Raw genomic sequence first — 17,281 nt, forward strand, 5'->3', positions numbered from 1 at the left:
TCTCTTGAAGACTGGCATACACGCAGGTTTCGGTCAAGGAACTCACGTCCTGTGTGCAGTGCCTCGGCCGGTAGCAGCACCGACCGTTCGGCGTGCGATATCGAGGTACACCTCGACCAGTTCGGCCGGCGTCATCGGGCCATCGGGTCGGTACCAGGTGGCCACTCCGATGCACATCGTGGTGACGGCCCGGCCGGCATCCGCGGGGTGCGGGGTGTCGAAGACCCCGGACTCGACTCCGTCGGTGACGATGGCGTCGAGCAGTCGTTGCTCTTCGTCGCGCTTGGCGATGTAGGCGGCGCGGTTGGCCGGCTCGAGACTGCGAATCTCGGTGGAGCACACGAACGCGGCATCGCGGCGATGGATATGGAACAGCAGCAAGGACTCCACGACCGCGTCGAATCGGTCCTTCGGCGACGAACCCGCCCCGTCCATGGCCGATCGAGTCCGGTGCAACAGTTCGTCCATCGACGCATTCATGATGCCGACCAGGAGGGCCTGCTTCGACGGAAAGTGGTGATACAGACCGGGAACCGACAAGCCGGCACCCGCGGCGATCTGCCGCACCGACGTGCCGTGGTAGCCCTGCTCGACGAAGATGCGCAAGGCCGACGCCAGCGCTGGGGACAGTGCCGCGCCCTCGTATGTTCGCCAGTCGCCGATCGAGGTCATGCGATCACCGTAGAGGGCGCAGCGAACTGGGCCGGGCGTTCGCACCGGGTTGACACCAAAGTTGTGATCCGCAACACTATCGAGACAGCAGACCGAACGAGTGTTCGGTCGGTCCGTATGGGCCGAAAGTCTGCTCGAGCGGAAGGGCCGTTCATGACCCTCGACAGCGCGACCGGGCCTGCAACTGTTCTCGACGCCTGGCGTGGCCGAGTCGCCGACACCCCGGACCGGCCGGCGCTGGCGTACTTCGACGCCGTGCTCACGGTGCGCGAGGTGGACGAGGCGTCCGATGCACTTGCCGCCGCACTGTTCGATCGGGGAGTGTCACAGGGCGATCGCGTCGGCATCTATCTGCAGAACATTCCGCAGTACGCCTTGACGTTCCTCGCGCTGTGGAAGATCGGGGCGGTCGCGTTGATCCTCAACCCGATGTACCGCAACCGTGAACTTCGCACCTTGATCGACGATGCAGAACCTGTCGCGCTCGTCTGCGACGAACACGATCTCGATTCTGTGGGGGCGACGTTGCGCGGCAGTTCGATTCGACTGCTCGTGAGCACCAGCGGACTGGACTTGCAGACACGCGACGACCCACGAGTCTTTGCGTCGACGTCACGCGTGACACCCCGGCCCGACGACGATCTGATGGGTCTGATCGACCGCTACCGTGGTCGATCTTTCCCCGAATTCGATCCCGAGGCGGACGATCTCGCGCTACTGGCCTACACGTCAGGAACTACGGGTCCGCCGAAAGGCGCGCAGATCTCGCACGCGAACGCTTTCGCGACTGCCCTCGATTTCGGGGAACGGGCCGGTCTCGACGACGGCGACGTCGTGTTTGCCGTCGCACCGCTGTTTCACATCACCGGCGCAATGCTCGACGCGGCGGTGGCCCTGATCCGCGACTGCATGCTCGTGTTCGCGCATCGTTTCGACGCGGCAGTCACTCTCGACGCTGTCGTCGAGCATCGTGTCACCTACACCATCGGTTCGATCACGGTGTTCAACGCGATCTCCGCAACCGAGGGTGCGACGAGGGCCCACTTCGAGTCGGTGAAGGCGTTGTATTCCGGAGGCGCACCGATTCCGCCCGCCACCGTCGCCGCGTTCGAGTCCCAATTCGGTTGCTACATCCACAACGCATACGGGATGACCGAAACCACGGCGGGAGTCATTGCCGTGCCACCCGGCGTGCGCGCGCCGGTGGACGCGGCCAGCGGTTCACTCTCCGTCGGGTTGCCTCTTCCGCGCGTGACGTTACGAACGCTCGATCCTTCGGGCCGGCCGACACCCCCGGGAGTTGCAGGGGAACTGGAGATCTCGGGTCCGCAGGTGGTGTCGGGCTACTGGCGCAATCCGGACGCGTCCGAGTCGACGATGCCAGAGGGACGTCTGCGCACAGGCGACGTGGCGATCATCGACGAACACGGCTGGGTGTATCTCGTCGACCGGCTCAAGGACCAGATCAACGTGTCGGGATACAAAGTGTGGCCCCGAGAGGTCGAAGATGCACTCTACGAACATTCAGCGGTGTTCGAGGCCGCTGTGGTGGGCAGGCCGGATGACTATCAAGGGGAATCGGTGGTGGCGTACGTGTCACTCCGGCGCGACGCCACCGCGACGCCGGATGAACTGATGGCCTTCGCGCGTGAACGACTGGCCGCGTACAAGCGTCCGAAATCCATCCACATCATCGACGAACTTCCCAAAACTCAGACCGGGAAGATTCGACGTGCAGCACTCAAACCTGTTCCTGTGAAAAATAATTCGATCGAAAGTGGCACTCCATGATTGTCGGATCATCGCACGACACCCGCTCGGCACCGGATATTTCCTCACGGAAGAAATCACTGTTCGCCAGCACGATAGGCAACGTACTCGAATGGTACGAGTGGAGTGCCTACGCAGTGTTCGCGCCGTTCATCGCGGCGGCCATGTTCAGCCAGGCCGATCCTGTCTCGGCATTGCTGTCCACGCTTGCGGTGTTCGCCGTCGGATTCCTGATGCGGCCTCTCGGCGGCATCGTGTTCGGACGCATCGCGGACAAGAAGGGCCGTAAGTTCGTCCTTGTCACCACGATGCTGATGATGGCAACCGGCAGCTTGCTGATCGGCATCATGCCCACCTACGGTGCGATCGGGGCCTGGGCCTCGGTACTGCTGTTGCTCGCACGCGTCATGCAGGGTTTCGCGCACGGCGGCGAGTCGGCAACGGCGTACTCCTACGTCGGCGAGATCGCACCACCGAACCGACGTGGCATGTGGGGCAGCGTCGCGTTCGTCGCCATCTTCGGTGGATCGGCTCTGGCATACACAGTGGGTGGCGTCATCACCTCCACCCTGTCGGACTCTGCTGTCGGGCAATGGGGTTGGCGCATCCCCTTCCTCCTCGGCGCGCTCCTCGCGCTGTTCGCTCTCTACCTGCGCAAGAACATGGACGAGAGCGAGGTGTTCGACTCGGAGCAGAACAAGGTCGAACAAGAACCGATCGCGCGTAAGACCGTCGTCAAAGCGATCGTGTTGATGATCGGAATGACGTCGGGAATCACGGCGGCGCACTACACCTGGACCTCCTACGTGTCGACGTTCGCCATCACGCAGCGCGGGATGAACCCGGACACCGCCTACTGGATGCTCGTCGTCGCGCAGTTGATAGCGCTGGTGTCGCTACCGTTCTTCGGTCGCCTTTCGGATTCGATCGGTCGGCGGCCGATGCTGGCGGCATTCGCAGTGCTGATGTTCGTGCTGCAGATCCCGCTGACGATGCTGATCTCGACGCAGTGGTGGTCATTGCTGCTGCCGTCGACGGTGGCCCTGCTCGTCATCGCCGTCCCGGCCTCGATTCTGTCGTCGACGTTGTCGGAGAGCTTTCCCACCCGACTCCGCACGCAGGCAATCGGATTCGCCTACTCGTTCTCGGTGGCGGTGTTCGGCGGAACGGCACCGTATCTCAACCAGCTGTTCCTCGGGTTGGATCTGGGCTGGGTCTTCGGCGTGTACATCATGTTCCTCGCTGCCCTGACCGGAGTCGCCTGCTTCTACATGAAGGAGACCAAGGGGATTCGACTCGAGGATGTCTGATCCCTCCCTGGGCGGAGTTTGCTCCTGACGTGGCGTGAGGTTCTACCGTTGCCTGCATGAACAGCAGCGATACGACCACCTGGGGTATCGGCGACGTGGCCCGTCGGACCGGTGTCACCGAGCGGACCCTGCGTTACTACGAAGAGCTGGGTCTGCTCGCGCCGGACCGGGACGGGGGAGGCAGGCGCAGGTACGACGGCGGCGATCTCGCTCGGCTGTACCGGATTCGACTGCTTCGAGAATTGGGCACTCCGCTTGCGGACGTCGATCCGGAGGCAGGGGATCTCCACCACCTGACGCGGCAGCATCTGGCCGGCGTGGACCAACGGATGGCCGAGCTCGCTCGGGTGCGAGAGCGCGTTCGGGCTGTGGAGGACCGACTTCTTCACGGTGCTCGCCCGGGCGACGACGCTCTGCTGGACCTGCTCTCCGGCCTGTCGACCGACGAGCCCGCGGTCACTCGCCGCACCACGTTGCTGGTCTACCGCGACATCGCAGCAGCCCATTCCTACCTCGTCGACGTGCTGGGGCTGGCTCCCGGACAGATCGAATACGACGGCGACCGAGCAGTCCACGGCGAGATTCACGCCGGTGACGGTGTTGTCTGGTTGCACCGCGAGGCCCCCGAACATCGCATGGTGTCGCCGCTGACCACCGGCGCGGTCACCGCGTCGCTTGCGATCCTCGTCGACGACGTCGATGTCCATCACGCTCGCGTGGCGGCAACCGGAGCAGCGATCGACTACCCGCCGATTGACATGCCCTACGGCGTTCGTGAATACAGCGTTCGTGATCCCGAGGGACATCTGTGGTCGTTCCAGACGCCACTCGCAGAGTCGGCGGCGTCCTGAACTCGCCGCCAACCGTTCCGAATCAGCCATTCTGGGATCGACTTCAGGCAGTCAGCGCCTCGGTCACCTCGGCCGCGATGGCGGCCTCGCCTAGTGAGTTCGGGTGCAGCGGCACGAACTGATCCGCGAACAGCAGTGGTTCCACCCACCGCACTCCGACGGGCTGGCAGGCGTCGTGCCCCTCCGACGCCACGGACATGTCGAGGAAGGTCGTGTCGGTGTCAGCCGCTGCCTCGCGGATGGCATCGTTCAGCGTGGCCTGGAGGTTGCGCAGATACGGAACGTCGCCGCGCGTGACGGGGACCGACGGTTCGCACGTGCTTGCGGCCGGCATGAGCCATGGATAGCCGATGATGATCATCTTTGCCTCGAGCGCACGAGTATGTATGTCTCGCAACGCCTGTCGAACGGCCGGCAGCGTCTTGTCGAGAATCTTGTCGTCGAAGCTACTTCCGTTCTGCTGCGTGCACGGATCGAATGCACCGGCGTGGGTTGCGAGCGCACTCATGCACGCTGCACTCGCTCCCGAGAACACGCTGTTGTCGTTGCCACCGATCATCAGAGTCACTACATGTGCCGATGGCGACAACGCATCGAATTGCGGTCGTGTGCCCTCGAAATGAGGGGCATAGAAGTCGTCGGTGGCCGCACCGCCGCAGCTGACATCGGTGAGGCTGTAGCCCTGCTCGCGCGCGACGAGATGAGCAAAGTTTCGTTGCGACTGGAGGCACCTCAGTGGCGTGTTCGGCGCCAGTGGGAGAACGCCGTTGCCTGTGCTGAAGCTGTCGCCGAGGTTGACGTGCTCCATGGTCGACGCTGTTGCATGGGAGGGGATCGCCAGCGCGACAATGACGGACACGACAATGCCGAGCCCGAACCGATGCGTTGTGCTGCGCACTACTGACTCCCTTGCCAGCGGATACTGCCCGAGAGCGTACCGCCGTCGGGTGTTCTGGTGATCGGTGATGGTTCACGGTTCCGCACGGCGTGCCGTGGACAGCGAGAAGGTCTCTGGGTCGTAGGTCATGAACCCTCAGATGTCACCCGTCTAAGCCTGCTACTTCTGCGGACGGTCGTCGGTTTTCGTCGTCCTTAACACCTTCGCCGGCACCTACTTCACAGAGCATGGTGTCGGTCGCGACAGCGCCACCACATCCTTCGTGTACTGGGTCGCTTCCACGCAGACTCGTGCCCCGGCTGGGGACCGGGGATGACCAGCGTCGCCCTCGAATTCTGGTCTCTGTGGGACTCGAGAGACAACGGCGTCGAACACTGGTGGCTTGGGCCTGTCGGTATTCGTGTCGTCGGTGTTGTCGGTGACCCGGTTTAGAGTCTCGCTGTGAAACCGAGCCGAGGGGGCGCAAGTGTTGAGCACAATTGATTTTCTGGGCAGCTACACCGTGAATTGGGTACTGTCCCGGGTGAGGAGCACAGTAGATCTGGCGGTTGAGGAAGTCGATGTCGATGCCGTGGAGCGCGTGCTCGGCGACATGGGATGGACAAGAATTTCCGCCCCACCCCAATCTGGCAGTGGGCGTCCAATAGTTAGATTTTCCAAAGACATTCGTGGCACTGTCAGCTTGCAGACCCGACGTGAGACACGCGTCCGGATTCAGCAGCGGTTGGTCGATGCTTTCATCGTTTCTTCGGTTCAAAACATCTGGATCTCCACGATCAGATATCCCGATGGGCGGGATGGCACCTGCACGATTCGAGCCCGTGAGATCGGTCGCCCGTCAGACCTGTCAGCGGCTCGAGAGCGCGAACTGCTGAGCGATCGGTTGAGGCGTGGTGAGGTCGCCCACCCGCTGGTTCGGGCCGTCGGAGGTTGGGCCGTTCGGCAGTTTGATCGTCTGGTCGAAACTTGTGGCCGACTTGTGGTCGGCACCAGGCGCGGTCCCTATCGACGGTCGATCTGGACTCGCCCGGCGATGTCGTTTTTGGCCTTGTCTCTGTTAGTAGCGGCTATCTTGCTTGCCTTGATGGTTGACGATCCTTGGAAAGCGGGGGATTGGCCCTATGTAGCGGTCTTCGGCTCGACAGCATTCCTGATCATCGGGGCGGTCCTGTTCAGGGCGGTAGTTCTTGGTTTATGTACGCGTGTTTCGGTAGGTGATCCCGCCCGATTTCGGTTCGAAAGTACTCGCTCGAGGTGGACTGTCGAGGACTGGATCACTGACTCGGATCTTGGCGTGGGAGGAATGATCAGCGAGCCTCGGGTTTCGATGTTGGTGCGTCTCAACGCTTGGTCAAATAACGTGATGGCGCTCGTCGGCGCTGGGGTCGTAGCTTTGATGCTGTTTTCGTTCGTGCAGCTGCTTCGGACGAGCCCATCGCTCGCGATCATTCCGATTACTGCCGGAGTCGCCGCGTTGTGGCTGTTGGGGGCCAGCGTCTTTCGCTCCCGTCCTCGACGTGCGACACGACTGAGATTCCGTGGGGTACTGCAGTTTGCCCTAGCTCTCGGCCTTGCCGCAGCTGTGTTCAAAGCCCCCACGTTTGTTTTCTACAACAGTATGGGACAAACCGAGGCGGCGTTCTCTGCGAGTAATGTCGAGTATTTTTACCACGCAATTCCATTGCTGGTATCCGGCTCGATCGGAGGGGTCGCTTTTCTCGTCACCTGGTTGATCAGCCCAAAACTTGATCGCGTCACCCGGGATCTTCTTTCGATGGGGTGCGCGGCGTTGATTCTGGCCTGTCTGGTCGCAGGAATGTATCCGGCATCGCAGGGAATGGGTGAATCAGGTGGTGTTCCGTCGGTTAGCCCAGTTGTGAAGCGTGCGTGCGTCGTCGACGAAGCTGGTGCACACGCAATCTGGTTGATCGGAAGAGGTGAACATGCTCTGCACTACTCGAGGAATGTGAATACCGACACCGTCGGTGGACATCGCATCGGGGAAACCGGTGTTGCCAACACGGTGCTGGTGCCGCCTGGACAAAGCTGTCCAGTAGTTGAGTGAACAGGGTCGGCAACGTAGGTCAGAGGGCGATGTCACATCGAGTTAGTGTGACGCTCGACGCTCTTGATTGCTGGACGGTTCTCACTCTCCTCAGCAGGCGATGCGACTGGTTTATCAGGACCAGCGCGGTTGCTATAGCCGTCGGTCGCAGGCAAGGGCCGGCATACGAACTGATCTCGATGGCGGCGAGCGGCGCATCCAGACTGAGAGCCAATGCCGATTCGATGATCTAACTTTGACCACAAGCGTCAGTGCGGCGCAGTCGACCTCTCAGAAGGACGTACACCCATGACCGATGACACGCTGGCTGATTTCGAGCGAACCGAGTTCACCGCGGACGGGCGCACGGCGCCTGTCTATCGCATCGGCACCGGCCCGGCGGTCATCGTGATGTCCGAAATGCCGGGCATCACGCCGAGAGTGGCGGATTTCGCGCGCACCGTCGCCGGGATCGGATGCACCGCGATCGTGCCGCACCTGTTCGGCGTCGACGGTAAGGATCCTTCGACCGCGCCCCTGGGCGTGCTCGGGACGGTGGCAACGATCTCTCGCGCCATCGTGCCGGCGTGTATCAGTCGAGAATTCACCATCCTGGCCACCGGCAAGTCGTCGCGAGTCGTGGTGTGGCTGCGTGCTCTGGCGGCCGAGGAACACGAGCGGTGCGGCGGACCGGGGGTCGGTGCCATCGGAATGTGCTTCACGGGCGGGTTCGCCCTGGCCATGGCCGCCGACGATCGATTGATCGCACCGGTGCTGTCGCAACCGTCACTTCCGTTCGCGGCGTCGAAGTCACGCAGTCGTTCCATCGACATCAGTGCCGGCGACCTTTCGAAGGTGAAAAGCCGTTGTGCTGCGGGAGATCTCACTGTTCTCGGTATGCGGTTCCAGGGCGACACGATGTGTCCCCCTACACGGTTCGAGTTTCTGAGGGAACAACTCGGCGACGCATTCGTCTCCGTGGAATTGCCCGACTCCTCGTTCAATCCGGAAGCCTTCGGACCGCCGCACTCCGTCGTGACGGAAGGACTCATCGACGAGCCGGGTCAGCCGACACGGCAGGCTCTGGACCAGGTACTCGATCTGTTCCGCAGTAAGTTGCTCGCAACGCCGTGAAGCCCCGCGGCGCGAACACGATGCGAAGCCGAAGGTCGAATTCACGACCACGGAATCGTGGCCTGCAGAACCGCCTCCTTCAGCGCGGCGGTCCGTAACGCCGTCACCGTCTGATATTCGGGATCGGCCACCATCTCGCTGAACGCCTTACGTGACGGGTACTGGACCAGGAGTACTGCATCCCAGGCCTGCCCGTCCTCGGCGGCAAGTGCGGTCGAACCGTCGCCCGCGTACAGCACCGTCGCGCCGTAGCGCGGGAGGAAAGTCTCGTCCAGTGCTTTCGCATATTCTGCGTAGGAGTCGCGACCACCCTCGGCGAACCGAAGCAGGTTCAGCATCACCACCGGACCGCCGGGTTCTTCTTCGAGGTAGCGCTTCAGGTCTCTTCCGCGGGGATCGACAGCCATAGTTCGAGTATGCGTGAGCCGTCGATCCTGTGGAGTGCACAGCGCCGTTGTCGGTCGAGTCGATCCGCTGTCGGCCCCCACGAGACGGTGGCTCCGCGCTCAGCGGTAGAACTGGGGGAGCGGGAAACCAGTAACTCGATAAAGGGAAGTGTGTCGTCAATGTCCGATGTTGAGAACGTGACCGTATTCGGAACCGGAGTGCTCGGTTCACAGATCATGATGCAGGCTGCCTACCACGGAAAAACCGTTGTGGGATACGACATTTCCGACGAACTTCTGGCCAAGCTGCCGGACCGCTGGGAATGGATGCGCGGATACTACAAGCGTGACCTGAAGACTTTCGACGAGGCGCGCTTCGACAAGGCCATCGAATCCATCACGACCACCACCAGCGTCGCGGAGGCTGTTTCGGACGCCGACCTGGTGATCGAAGCAGTTCCGGAGGATCTCGACCTGAAGAAGAAGGTCTGGTCGGATATCGGCGCGTCCGCCCCGCCGAAAACTGTCTTCGTGACCAACTCGTCGTCGCTACTGCCCAGCAGTTTCGCCGAGGCCACCGGGCGGCCGGAAAAGTTTCTCGCATTGCACTTCGCCAACCTCGTGTGGCGATACAACACCGGTGAGGTGATGGCAACTGCTGCAACGGATCCTGTCTACTTCGATGTCGTCCTGAGCTTTGCTTCGGAGATCGGTCTCGTTCCCGTTCCGGTCCGAAAGGAAATCCCTGGATACGTGCTGAACAGTCTTTTGATCCCGCTGCTGCAGGCGGGAGCCAACCTCTACGTCGGCGGGGTTGCCAATCCGGCGGACATCGACAACGTGTGGCGCATAGCCACCGGGGCACCCGCCGGTCCGTTCCAGATATACGACACTGTCGGCTTCAACGTCGCAGCACATATCGCGCGCGCACACGGTGGCGAGGATCAGGTCAAATTTGCCGACAAACTGCAAAAGGGTATCGACGCGGGAAAGACCGGTCTCGGGGACGGTGAAGGCTTTTACACGTACGACTCCGACGGCCGGCGACTCGATGCTGTCGAGTCGTGGAACATCAACTGAATCGCTCGATCCCGCCTGTCGGTGATCCTGGGATCGACGACCCGGGCTCGAGTAACAAGTCATGGGCGCGTGTGCGCATGACCACCGACGACGCCGAATTCAGCCGAGCCGGGTCAACCGAGTTGGCGTAGTTGTATCGCGGTGTCCAGCGCCAACCGATGCCACGCCGAACGCGGATCCCGGCCGGTCAGTTCCTGAGCCCGGCGCAGTCGATAGCGCAAAGTCTGCGGGTGCACCTGCAGTCGGGTGGCTGCAGCCGTTGCTGTGCCGGTGGAGATGAAGGCCGAAAGACCCTGCAGGATATGCTCGTTCTCTGCCTCGGTCAGCGGGCCGAGCACGCTACGCACCACCTCGCTCGTGTCAGCGGTCGGGCGCGCTGTCAACAGTGCCAACAGTTGACCGTCGCCCTGATCGAGCAGTGCCCGGCCGTCGAACGCGTGATCCGGTGCGGTCTCGAGCGCTTCCGAGGCGAGTCGCCACGAACTGCTGATACCGGTAACGGTCGATCTCTCCACGAGGCATCCGCGCAGCCGCAGATCCCGACACGCGAGGTCGACCTCGGCGCGATGGATCGACGGCGGCAGCAGCGCGATCGCGCGTTGTTCGCGCCGAGTGCACAAGTGCGTCCGCTGATCCGCCGTTGTGGTGCGGTCCGGAGGGACGAGGCCCATCGCAAGCACCAGAGACTCGACGGTGTCGTCGGACATGGGTCGGCCCGGATCGGTGGACTGCACCACGAGCAGGTTCGGGTGCGTGGGCAGCTTCAGGTCTAGTTCGCGAGTACGGTCCGACACCGTCCCTGGTGAGTTGTGTCTGGCAGCCAGCAAGTCGTCGAGCAACGCGGCGTGCGCCTGCGCACGGTTGGACGTGAGCTGTTCGCGCGCAATGACATACGCACCGATGATCTCCTCGGATATGGCGTCGATCGCGTCGAGCACGCCCAGGCCGAGTTCGGCGATGTCCGGCGGGTCGAGTACTTCCAGATACTCCGTTGTCACGTGCCGAACGAACACGCTCGACGCGACTCGATACGCGCGCAGCACATCGGCCAGCGGCCGCCCGTCTGCCGCGCGTGCGGAACCTATGGCTCGGAATCTCTTGTGGTCGCGGTCGTCGATCGTTCGATCGCCGTGCGCCCACAGGGCCATCAGCCGCCTCAGTGACCAATACGCGATGGCCTCGACATCGGCCAATTGTGCACCCTGCAGTGATCGGTAGACCGGGATCGCGTCGCGAATCGCGTGTACTGCGGATGCGACGACGGGGCCCAGATCCGATTCGATCTTCGCGACCACGGCGACCCGCGCCGGGTACATCGATCTACCTCGCACTCTTTATCAGCACCTGATAAATCCTATACTCATTCGACTCGATTTCCTTGAGTTCCGACGCCGACGACAGCACAGTCGAGGGAGACACCCGGGTCGAGCAGAAGAGTGGGGCAATGGACGCAGACGTGATCGTGGTGGGGGCCGGCTTGGCCGGACTGGTGGCAACCGCCGAACTGGCCGACGCGGGAAAGCGCGTGCTGCTCCTCGACCAGGAACCCGAGCAGAACCTGGGTGGTCAGGCCTTCTGGTCCCTCGGCGGACTGTTCATGGTCGACACGCCCGAACAGCGTCGAATGGGCATCAAGGATTCGGCGGATCTGGCGTGGCAGGACTGGCTCGGCACAGCGACGTTCGATCGCGGCATCGACGACCCTGCAGGGGAAGACTACTGGGGTCATCGGTGGGCCAGGGCATACCTCGATTTCGCGGCAGGTGAGAAGCGGTCGTGGCTCCACGCTCAGGGAATGCGATGGGTCCCCATCGTCGGATGGGCCGAGCGCGGCGGTTACCTGGCCGAGGGGCACGGAAATTCGGTTCCGCGATTCCACCTGACGTGGGGCACCGGGCCGGGTGTCGTCGCGCCGTTCGAGCGTCGCGTACGTGAGGCTGCCGACAAAGGGTTGGTGCGCTTCGGTTTTCGGCATCGGGTCGACGGATTCGTCGTCGACGGGGGAGCGGTGGTCGGAGTTCGCGGTGCGATGCTCGAAGCCAGTGCCGCGGAGCGAGGGGCAGGAAGTACCCGCGTCGAAGTGGGTGAGTTCGAGCTCCGCGCCGGAGCCGTGCTGGTGACGGCAGGAGGAATCGGGGCCAATCACGATCTGGTGCGCGAGAATTGGCCGGCGCGGCTCGGGACGCCGCCGAAGTCGTTGATCTCCGGAGTGCCGGAACACGTCGACGGCCGAATGCTCGGCATCACCGAGAAGGCCGGAGGCCGGCTGGTCAACAAGGACCGCATGTGGCACTACACCGAAGGCATCAAAAACTGGAATCCGATCTGGAAGAACCACGGCATCAGAATCATTCCGGGCCCGTCGTCGATGTGGTTCGATGCCCGCGGGCAACGGTTTCCGGTTCCGAACTTCCCCGGATTCGATACGCTGGGAACGCTGAAAGCGATCCAGGACAGCGGTTTCGAGTACTCGTGGTTCGTATTGACCCAGAAGATCATCGAGAAGGAATTCGCGTTGTCCGGGTCGGAACAGAACCCGGACATCACCGGCAAGAACCTCAAGCTCGTTCTCGGGCGGGTATTGCCCGGTGCCAGCGAACCGGTGGAGGCATTCAAGAAGAACGGCGAGGACTTCGTCGTCGCAGATTCTCTCGAAGAATTGGTCCAGGGCATGAACCGAATCACCGGCGAGGACTTGATCGACGGTGTCGACCTCAGGCGTCAGATCGAGTCGCGAGACCGTGAGGTGGACAATCCTTTCACCAAGGACCTGCAGATCTCTGCCATCCACAATTCCCGGCGCTCGCGCGGTGAACGCATCGCGCGGACCGCTGCACCTCACAAGATTCTCGATCCCAAGTCGGGTCCGCTGATCGCGGTGCGGTTGAACATCATCACTCGAAAGACGTTGGGCGGCATTCAAACCGATCTCGACGGTCGCGTTCTCGACTCGATGGGCACTGCCGTCGAGGGGCTGTGGGCTGCCGGTGAGATCGCCGGATTCGGCGGCGGCGGTGTGCACGGCTACCGGTCCTTGGAAGGAACCTTCCTCGGTGGATGCATCTTCGGCGGACGGCAGGCAGGGCGAGCCCTGGCGGCGCAGGCGTGAGAGTGCCGCGTTCGCTCGGTAGACCCCCACTGCCCGATGCGGCCGAGATCGCCACCACAGCATCGGCGAATCCCCGATCCCCGGTGTCGGTCTCGTTTCTCGGGGTGAGCACAGTGCTGTTCGACGACGGCGAGTCGGCGATCCTGACCGACGGTTTCTTCTCGCGTCCGTCCCTGCCGAAAACCCTTCTGCTGCCGCTACGTTCGGACGGCCCGAGAATCGACAGTGCGTTGCGTAGGGCGGGCATCGGGACGCTCGACGCGGTGGTGTGCGCGCATTCTCATTTCGATCATGCCCTCGACTCCGCAGCGGTGGCACTGCGCACCGGCGCTGCCCTGGTCGGTGGTGCTTCGACGGCACAGATCGGGCGGGGCGCGCGGATGCCCGAGGGTCGCATCACCGTCGTCGCCGACGGTTCCGCGGTCGAACTGGGTCATTTCACTGTCACGTTCGTCGAGTCGGTTCACTCGTATCCGGACCGAGCTCACGGGACGATCGACCGGCCACTGCGGCAGCCTGCTCGGGTGCGAGCGTTCCGGTGCGGTGAGGCGTGGTCGATGGCAGTCGAGCACCGTCCGAGCGGCAGGCGGGCTCTCGTCCACAGCAGCGCCGGGTTCCGAGCGGGCATGCTCGACGGCCTTTCCGCCGAGGTGGTGTACCTGTCCATCGGTCAGCTGGGGCGCCGAACACGCGAGTACATCGGCGAGTATTGGCGGGAGACGGTGTTGTCGGTGGGGGCTCGGCGCGTCGTGCTGACGCATTGGGACGACTTCTTCCGGCCCCTCGACAGGCCGTTGCGGCCGCTGCCCTACGCCTTCGACGACATGCGCACCTCGCTCGACGTATTGACCGCCTGTGCACGCAGAGATGGGGTCGACCTGCAGTTGCCGACGCTGTGGCGGCGTGCGGACCCCTGGGCAGACATGGTCTGAGGCACCGAACGGGAGCGACCGAAATGCGCGGCGGTCGTCGAGCAAGATAGGGCAGGGTATCCTCTCCTCTTGTTCGTCCTCCCGCTCAGTACGTCGAGAAAGTTCGGTCACCCCGTGAAAAAAGGTACGAGGCGCGTCGCTGCCCTCTCGTCGCTGGTTCTTGCTGCAGGTCTGATCACCGCATGTGGTGAGTCCGAGGAGGTGTCGCAGACCGCGGCCACGGGCGGCGACGGCAAGACCGTCTACCCGCTCGTACTCGACAACTGTGGCCAGTCGGTGACCGTCGACGCTCCGCCGCAGCGAGTGGTGTCTCTCGATCAGGATTCCACCGAGATCCTGCTGTCGCTCGGTCTGCAGGATCGCATGGTCGGGACAGCGTCGTGGACGGATCCGATCCGCGAGAATCTCGCCGAGGCGAACGCATCCGTTCCGCGGTTGGCAGACAACGCGCCGACCTACGAGGTGGTGCTCGACACCGACCCGGATTTCGTCACCGCGTCGTTCGGCCGCCATTACAAGCAGGGCGGTGTCGCAGACCGTAGCCGCTTCGCCGAATCGAACATCGAGACGTATCTCGCACCCACCGACTGTGACAACGGCCTGAGCGTCAACGGTGGCAATCCCCGGACGACCCCGTTGACCATGGACGCGCTGTATCAGACCATTCGCGAAACGGCCGAGGTGTTCGACGTCCAGGAACGCGGTGAGAGCTTGATCAGCGAACTGCAAGGCCGTCTGGACGCGGCCACATCGGGCAACGACAAGACCGGTGAGAGCATCGCGTTCTGGTTCGCAGACACCAAGAGCCCGTACTTCGCCGGCCGCTCCGGAGCGCCTGCCCTCCTCGCCGATCAGGTCGGTGCCACCAACGTCTACTCCGATCTGCAGGACGACTGGGAAGCGGTCGGGTGGGAAACAGTGGTGGACCGCGATCCGTCCGTACTGGTGCTCGGAGACCTACTCCGCAATCGCTTCCCCGGGGACAAGCTGGAGGACAAGATTGCGTTCCTCGAATCGGACCCGGTCACCAGCACGATGGACGCGGTGAAGAACAAGCGGTACATCTCGCTGCACGGCGCCGAGATGAACCCCTCGATTCGGCTGGTCGACGCCGTCGAGAAGCTGACCGCAGGCCTGAACCAGATCGGGCCTCGGTCCTGAGCGCCACCACGGCCGAGCCGAGCGTCTCGGCGAAACGACAGATCGGCCTGCCCGCCGTCATGATCGGCGGGGTTCTCCTTCTGGTCGTCTCCGTGGCGATCGCGATGACGCTCGGGCCGGCCCAGATCTCGCTGGTCAACGTGCGTGACGTCGTGCTCAACCACCTGGGACTGGCGGACATCCCCGTCCGGGTGTCCAAGAACGCGATCGTGTGGGAAGAACGGCTCCCACGCAGCCTCGTGGCAGCTGCATGCGGCAGCGGCCTCGGGATCTGCGGGGTCATCATGCAGTCGCTGCTCCGCAATCCGCTCGCCGACCCGTTCGTGCTCGGCATCAGTTCCGGCGCGTCCACAGGCGCGGTGCTGGTCGGGATCCTCGGAGTCGGTGGGGCCGCGCTCGGACTGTCCGGTGGCGCGTTCATCGGGGCACTGGTGGCATTCGGACTGGTGCTGCTGCTCGCTCAACTCTCCGGCGGCAACAACGACCGCGTGATTCTGGCCGGAGTGGCGTCGACCCAGTTGTTCTCGGCATTGACATCGTTGGTGATCTTCGCGTTCGCCGATTCCGACGAGACCCGCGGCGTCATGTTCTGGCTGCTGGGCTCGCTCGAGGGTGTTCGCCGGGACGACGTGATTCTGTGCGCCGCAGTCGTCGCGGTCGGGACAGCCGTCTGCTTCTACTACGCATTCGTGCTCGACGCGTTCTCGTTCGGCAACGAGGTGGCGTCCTCACTGGGCATCCCGGTACGCAAGGCTCGCATCGCACTTCTGGTCGTGACCGCCCTCATCACGGCCACCTTGGTGAGTGTGGCAGGGGCGATCGGATTCCTCGGGCTCGTGTTGCCGCATGCAGCGCGGTTCCTCGTCGGCTCGAGGCACGGTCGGCTCGTTCCGGTCACGGCATTGATCGGGGCGGTCTTCATGGTCTGGGTGGACGCGGTGTCGCGCGTCGCGTTCGCGCCGACGCCGCTGCCGGTCGGCGTGGGTACCGCACTGGTGGGCGTCCCGGCATTCATCGCCATCCTGTCCAGACGGAAGAAGGCGTCATGACACTCTCGGCAACCGATGTCACGTGGCGTCGCGGCGGTGCGCTGGTCGTCGACGGGGTGTCCCTCGAGCCCGGCCCGGGCGATACCGTCGGGCTGCTCGGGCCCAACGGATCCGGCAAGTCCTCGCTGCTGCATCTGATGAACGGTGCCGTCAGGCCGACGTCGGGTGTGGTGACCCTAGACGGAACCGAGCTGTCCGCGATGCGTCGCAAGGACGTCGCGAAGATCGTGGCCGTGGTGAGTCAGCACGCCGACACCGACTTCGACATCACCGTCGCCGACGTCGTACGGCTCGGCCGCATTCCCCATCGAGGAGCGTTCGGCGGAGACGCAGCTGCAGATGCGGCGGCCGTGGATTCTGCACTGCGGCACACGGGTCTGGCAGGAAAGGCCCATTGTCTGTGGCATCAGCTGTCCGGCGGAGAACGGCAGCGCGCGCAGATCGCGCGCGCCCTGGCTCAGGAGCCGCGGGAACTGCTGCTCGACGAGCCGACCAACCATCTCGACATCCATCATCAGCTCGAACTGCTGGCGCTGGTCGCACGGTTACCCATCACGAGCGTCATCGCACTGCACGATCTGAACCTGGCGGCGATGTTCTGCACGCAACTCGTGGTGTTGTCCGAGGGCCGGGTGGTGGCAGCAGGCGCACCCGCCGACGTACTCACCGAGGAGTTGATCGCGCGGGTGTACCGCGTGCGTGCCCATGTGACCCTCGATGGACCGAACAACAGTCCGTCGATCCGATTCGAGCCCGGCCTCGGGGCGCACGTGTAACTCGACCTGCCGATCGAGTCGACTGGTTTCACCATCGACCATCACCGTCAACATCGCCGAAACATTTCTCGCGCACGATGGTCGCGCCGAAACATGGTGCGATGCGACG

General features: G+C 63.4%; 15 protein-coding genes. 11 read left to right on the forward strand and 4 right to left on the reverse strand.

Annotated features, from left to right (window positions below; all coding sequences use genetic code 11):
- Positions 1–42: 42 nt before the first annotated feature.
- Positions 43–672, reverse strand: a complete 630-nt coding sequence (locus CH281_RS05795) for a TetR/AcrR family transcriptional regulator (RefSeq protein ID WP_094623366.1) — start codon at positions 670–672, stop codon at positions 43–45.
- A gap of 153 nt (positions 673–825) precedes the next feature.
- Between CH281_RS05795 and CH281_RS05800 the strand changes: the two genes are divergently transcribed.
- The 3 genes from CH281_RS05800 to CH281_RS05810 are packed head-to-tail and all read left to right on the forward strand — an operon-like array spanning position 826 to position 4,603.
- On the forward strand, positions 826–2,463 hold the full coding sequence (locus CH281_RS05800) for a class I adenylate-forming enzyme family protein (protein WP_094693409.1): 1,638 nt from the start codon (positions 826–828) through the stop codon (positions 2,461–2,463).
- Positions 2,460–3,752 carry an MFS transporter gene (locus CH281_RS05805; RefSeq protein WP_094693369.1) on the forward strand — a complete coding sequence of 431 codons (1,293 nt, stop codon included), beginning with the start codon at positions 2,460–2,462 and terminating at the stop codon, positions 3,750–3,752. The genes CH281_RS05800 and CH281_RS05805 overlap by 4 nt, the downstream gene beginning before the upstream one ends.
- A gap of 56 nt (positions 3,753–3,808) precedes the next feature.
- A complete protein-coding gene (locus CH281_RS05810; protein WP_032388806.1) occupies positions 3,809–4,603 on the forward strand; it encodes a MerR family transcriptional regulator in 795 nt (264 codons plus the stop codon).
- Between the two features lie 43 nt (positions 4,604–4,646).
- On the opposite strand, the gene CH281_RS05815 is transcribed toward CH281_RS05810, so the two are convergent.
- Positions 4,647–5,501, reverse strand: coding sequence for an SGNH/GDSL hydrolase family protein (locus CH281_RS05815; RefSeq protein WP_057473893.1), 855 nt, complete (start codon positions 5,499–5,501; stop codon positions 4,647–4,649).
- A gap of 466 nt (positions 5,502–5,967) precedes the next feature.
- Between CH281_RS05815 and CH281_RS26545 the strand changes: the two genes are divergently transcribed.
- Together CH281_RS26545 and CH281_RS05830 are read left to right on the forward strand one after the other, a co-directional pair.
- A complete protein-coding gene (locus tag CH281_RS26545) occupies positions 5,968–7,566 on the forward strand; it encodes a hypothetical protein (RefSeq protein WP_143544764.1) in 1,599 nt (532 codons plus the stop codon).
- A gap of 288 nt (positions 7,567–7,854) precedes the next feature.
- Positions 7,855–8,679 (forward strand): dienelactone hydrolase family protein, encoded by an 825-nt coding sequence (locus tag CH281_RS05830; protein WP_057473894.1) that lies wholly within the window; start codon positions 7,855–7,857, stop codon positions 8,677–8,679.
- A gap of 41 nt (positions 8,680–8,720) precedes the next feature.
- Here the strand turns inward: CH281_RS05830 and CH281_RS05835 are convergent, their stop codons facing one another.
- A complete protein-coding gene (locus CH281_RS05835) occupies positions 8,721–9,086 on the reverse strand; it encodes a DUF1330 domain-containing protein (RefSeq protein ID WP_094693371.1) in 366 nt (121 codons plus the stop codon).
- 159 nt (positions 9,087–9,245) lie between these two features.
- On the opposite strand from CH281_RS05835, the gene CH281_RS05840 reads away from it, so the two are divergent.
- Entirely contained in the window at positions 9,246–10,145 is a 900-nt protein-coding gene (locus CH281_RS05840) for a 3-hydroxyacyl-CoA dehydrogenase (RefSeq protein WP_094693373.1), read from the forward strand.
- Between the two features lie 113 nt (positions 10,146–10,258).
- Here the strand turns inward: CH281_RS05840 and CH281_RS05845 are convergent, their stop codons facing one another.
- Entirely contained in the window at positions 10,259–11,461 is a 1,203-nt protein-coding gene (locus CH281_RS05845) for a helix-turn-helix domain-containing protein (protein WP_143544765.1), read from the reverse strand.
- 128 nt (positions 11,462–11,589) lie between these two features.
- On the opposite strand from CH281_RS05845, the gene CH281_RS05850 reads away from it, so the two are divergent.
- The 5 genes from CH281_RS05850 (at position 11,590) to CH281_RS05870 (ending at position 17,172) form a co-directional block, all read left to right on the forward strand.
- A complete protein-coding gene (locus CH281_RS05850; protein ID WP_032393403.1) occupies positions 11,590–13,254 on the forward strand; it encodes an FAD-binding dehydrogenase in 1,665 nt (554 codons plus the stop codon).
- Between the two features lie 2 nt (positions 13,255–13,256).
- Complete coding sequence (locus CH281_RS05855; protein WP_236254067.1) at positions 13,257–14,186, forward strand: MBL fold metallo-hydrolase; 930 nt, start codon at positions 13,257–13,259, stop codon at positions 14,184–14,186.
- 114 nt (positions 14,187–14,300) lie between these two features.
- On the forward strand, positions 14,301–15,347 hold the full coding sequence (locus tag CH281_RS05860; RefSeq protein ID WP_027496182.1) for an ABC transporter substrate-binding protein: 1,047 nt from the start codon (positions 14,301–14,303) through the stop codon (positions 15,345–15,347).
- A gap of 59 nt (positions 15,348–15,406) precedes the next feature.
- Positions 15,407–16,396: a FecCD family ABC transporter permease gene (locus CH281_RS05865; RefSeq protein WP_094693379.1), complete on the forward strand. Its 990-nt coding sequence runs from the start codon at positions 15,407–15,409 to the stop codon at positions 16,394–16,396.
- Positions 16,393–17,172 (forward strand): ABC transporter ATP-binding protein, encoded by a 780-nt coding sequence (locus tag CH281_RS05870; RefSeq protein WP_027496184.1) that lies wholly within the window; start codon positions 16,393–16,395, stop codon positions 17,170–17,172. The genes CH281_RS05865 and CH281_RS05870 overlap by 4 nt, the downstream gene beginning before the upstream one ends.
- Positions 17,173–17,281 lie beyond the last annotated feature (109 nt).

This window comes from Rhodococcus sp. 06-221-2 (assembly GCF_002258365.1).
GTDB classification, from domain to species: Bacteria; Actinomycetota; Actinomycetes; order Mycobacteriales; family Mycobacteriaceae; genus Rhodococcoides; species Rhodococcoides fascians.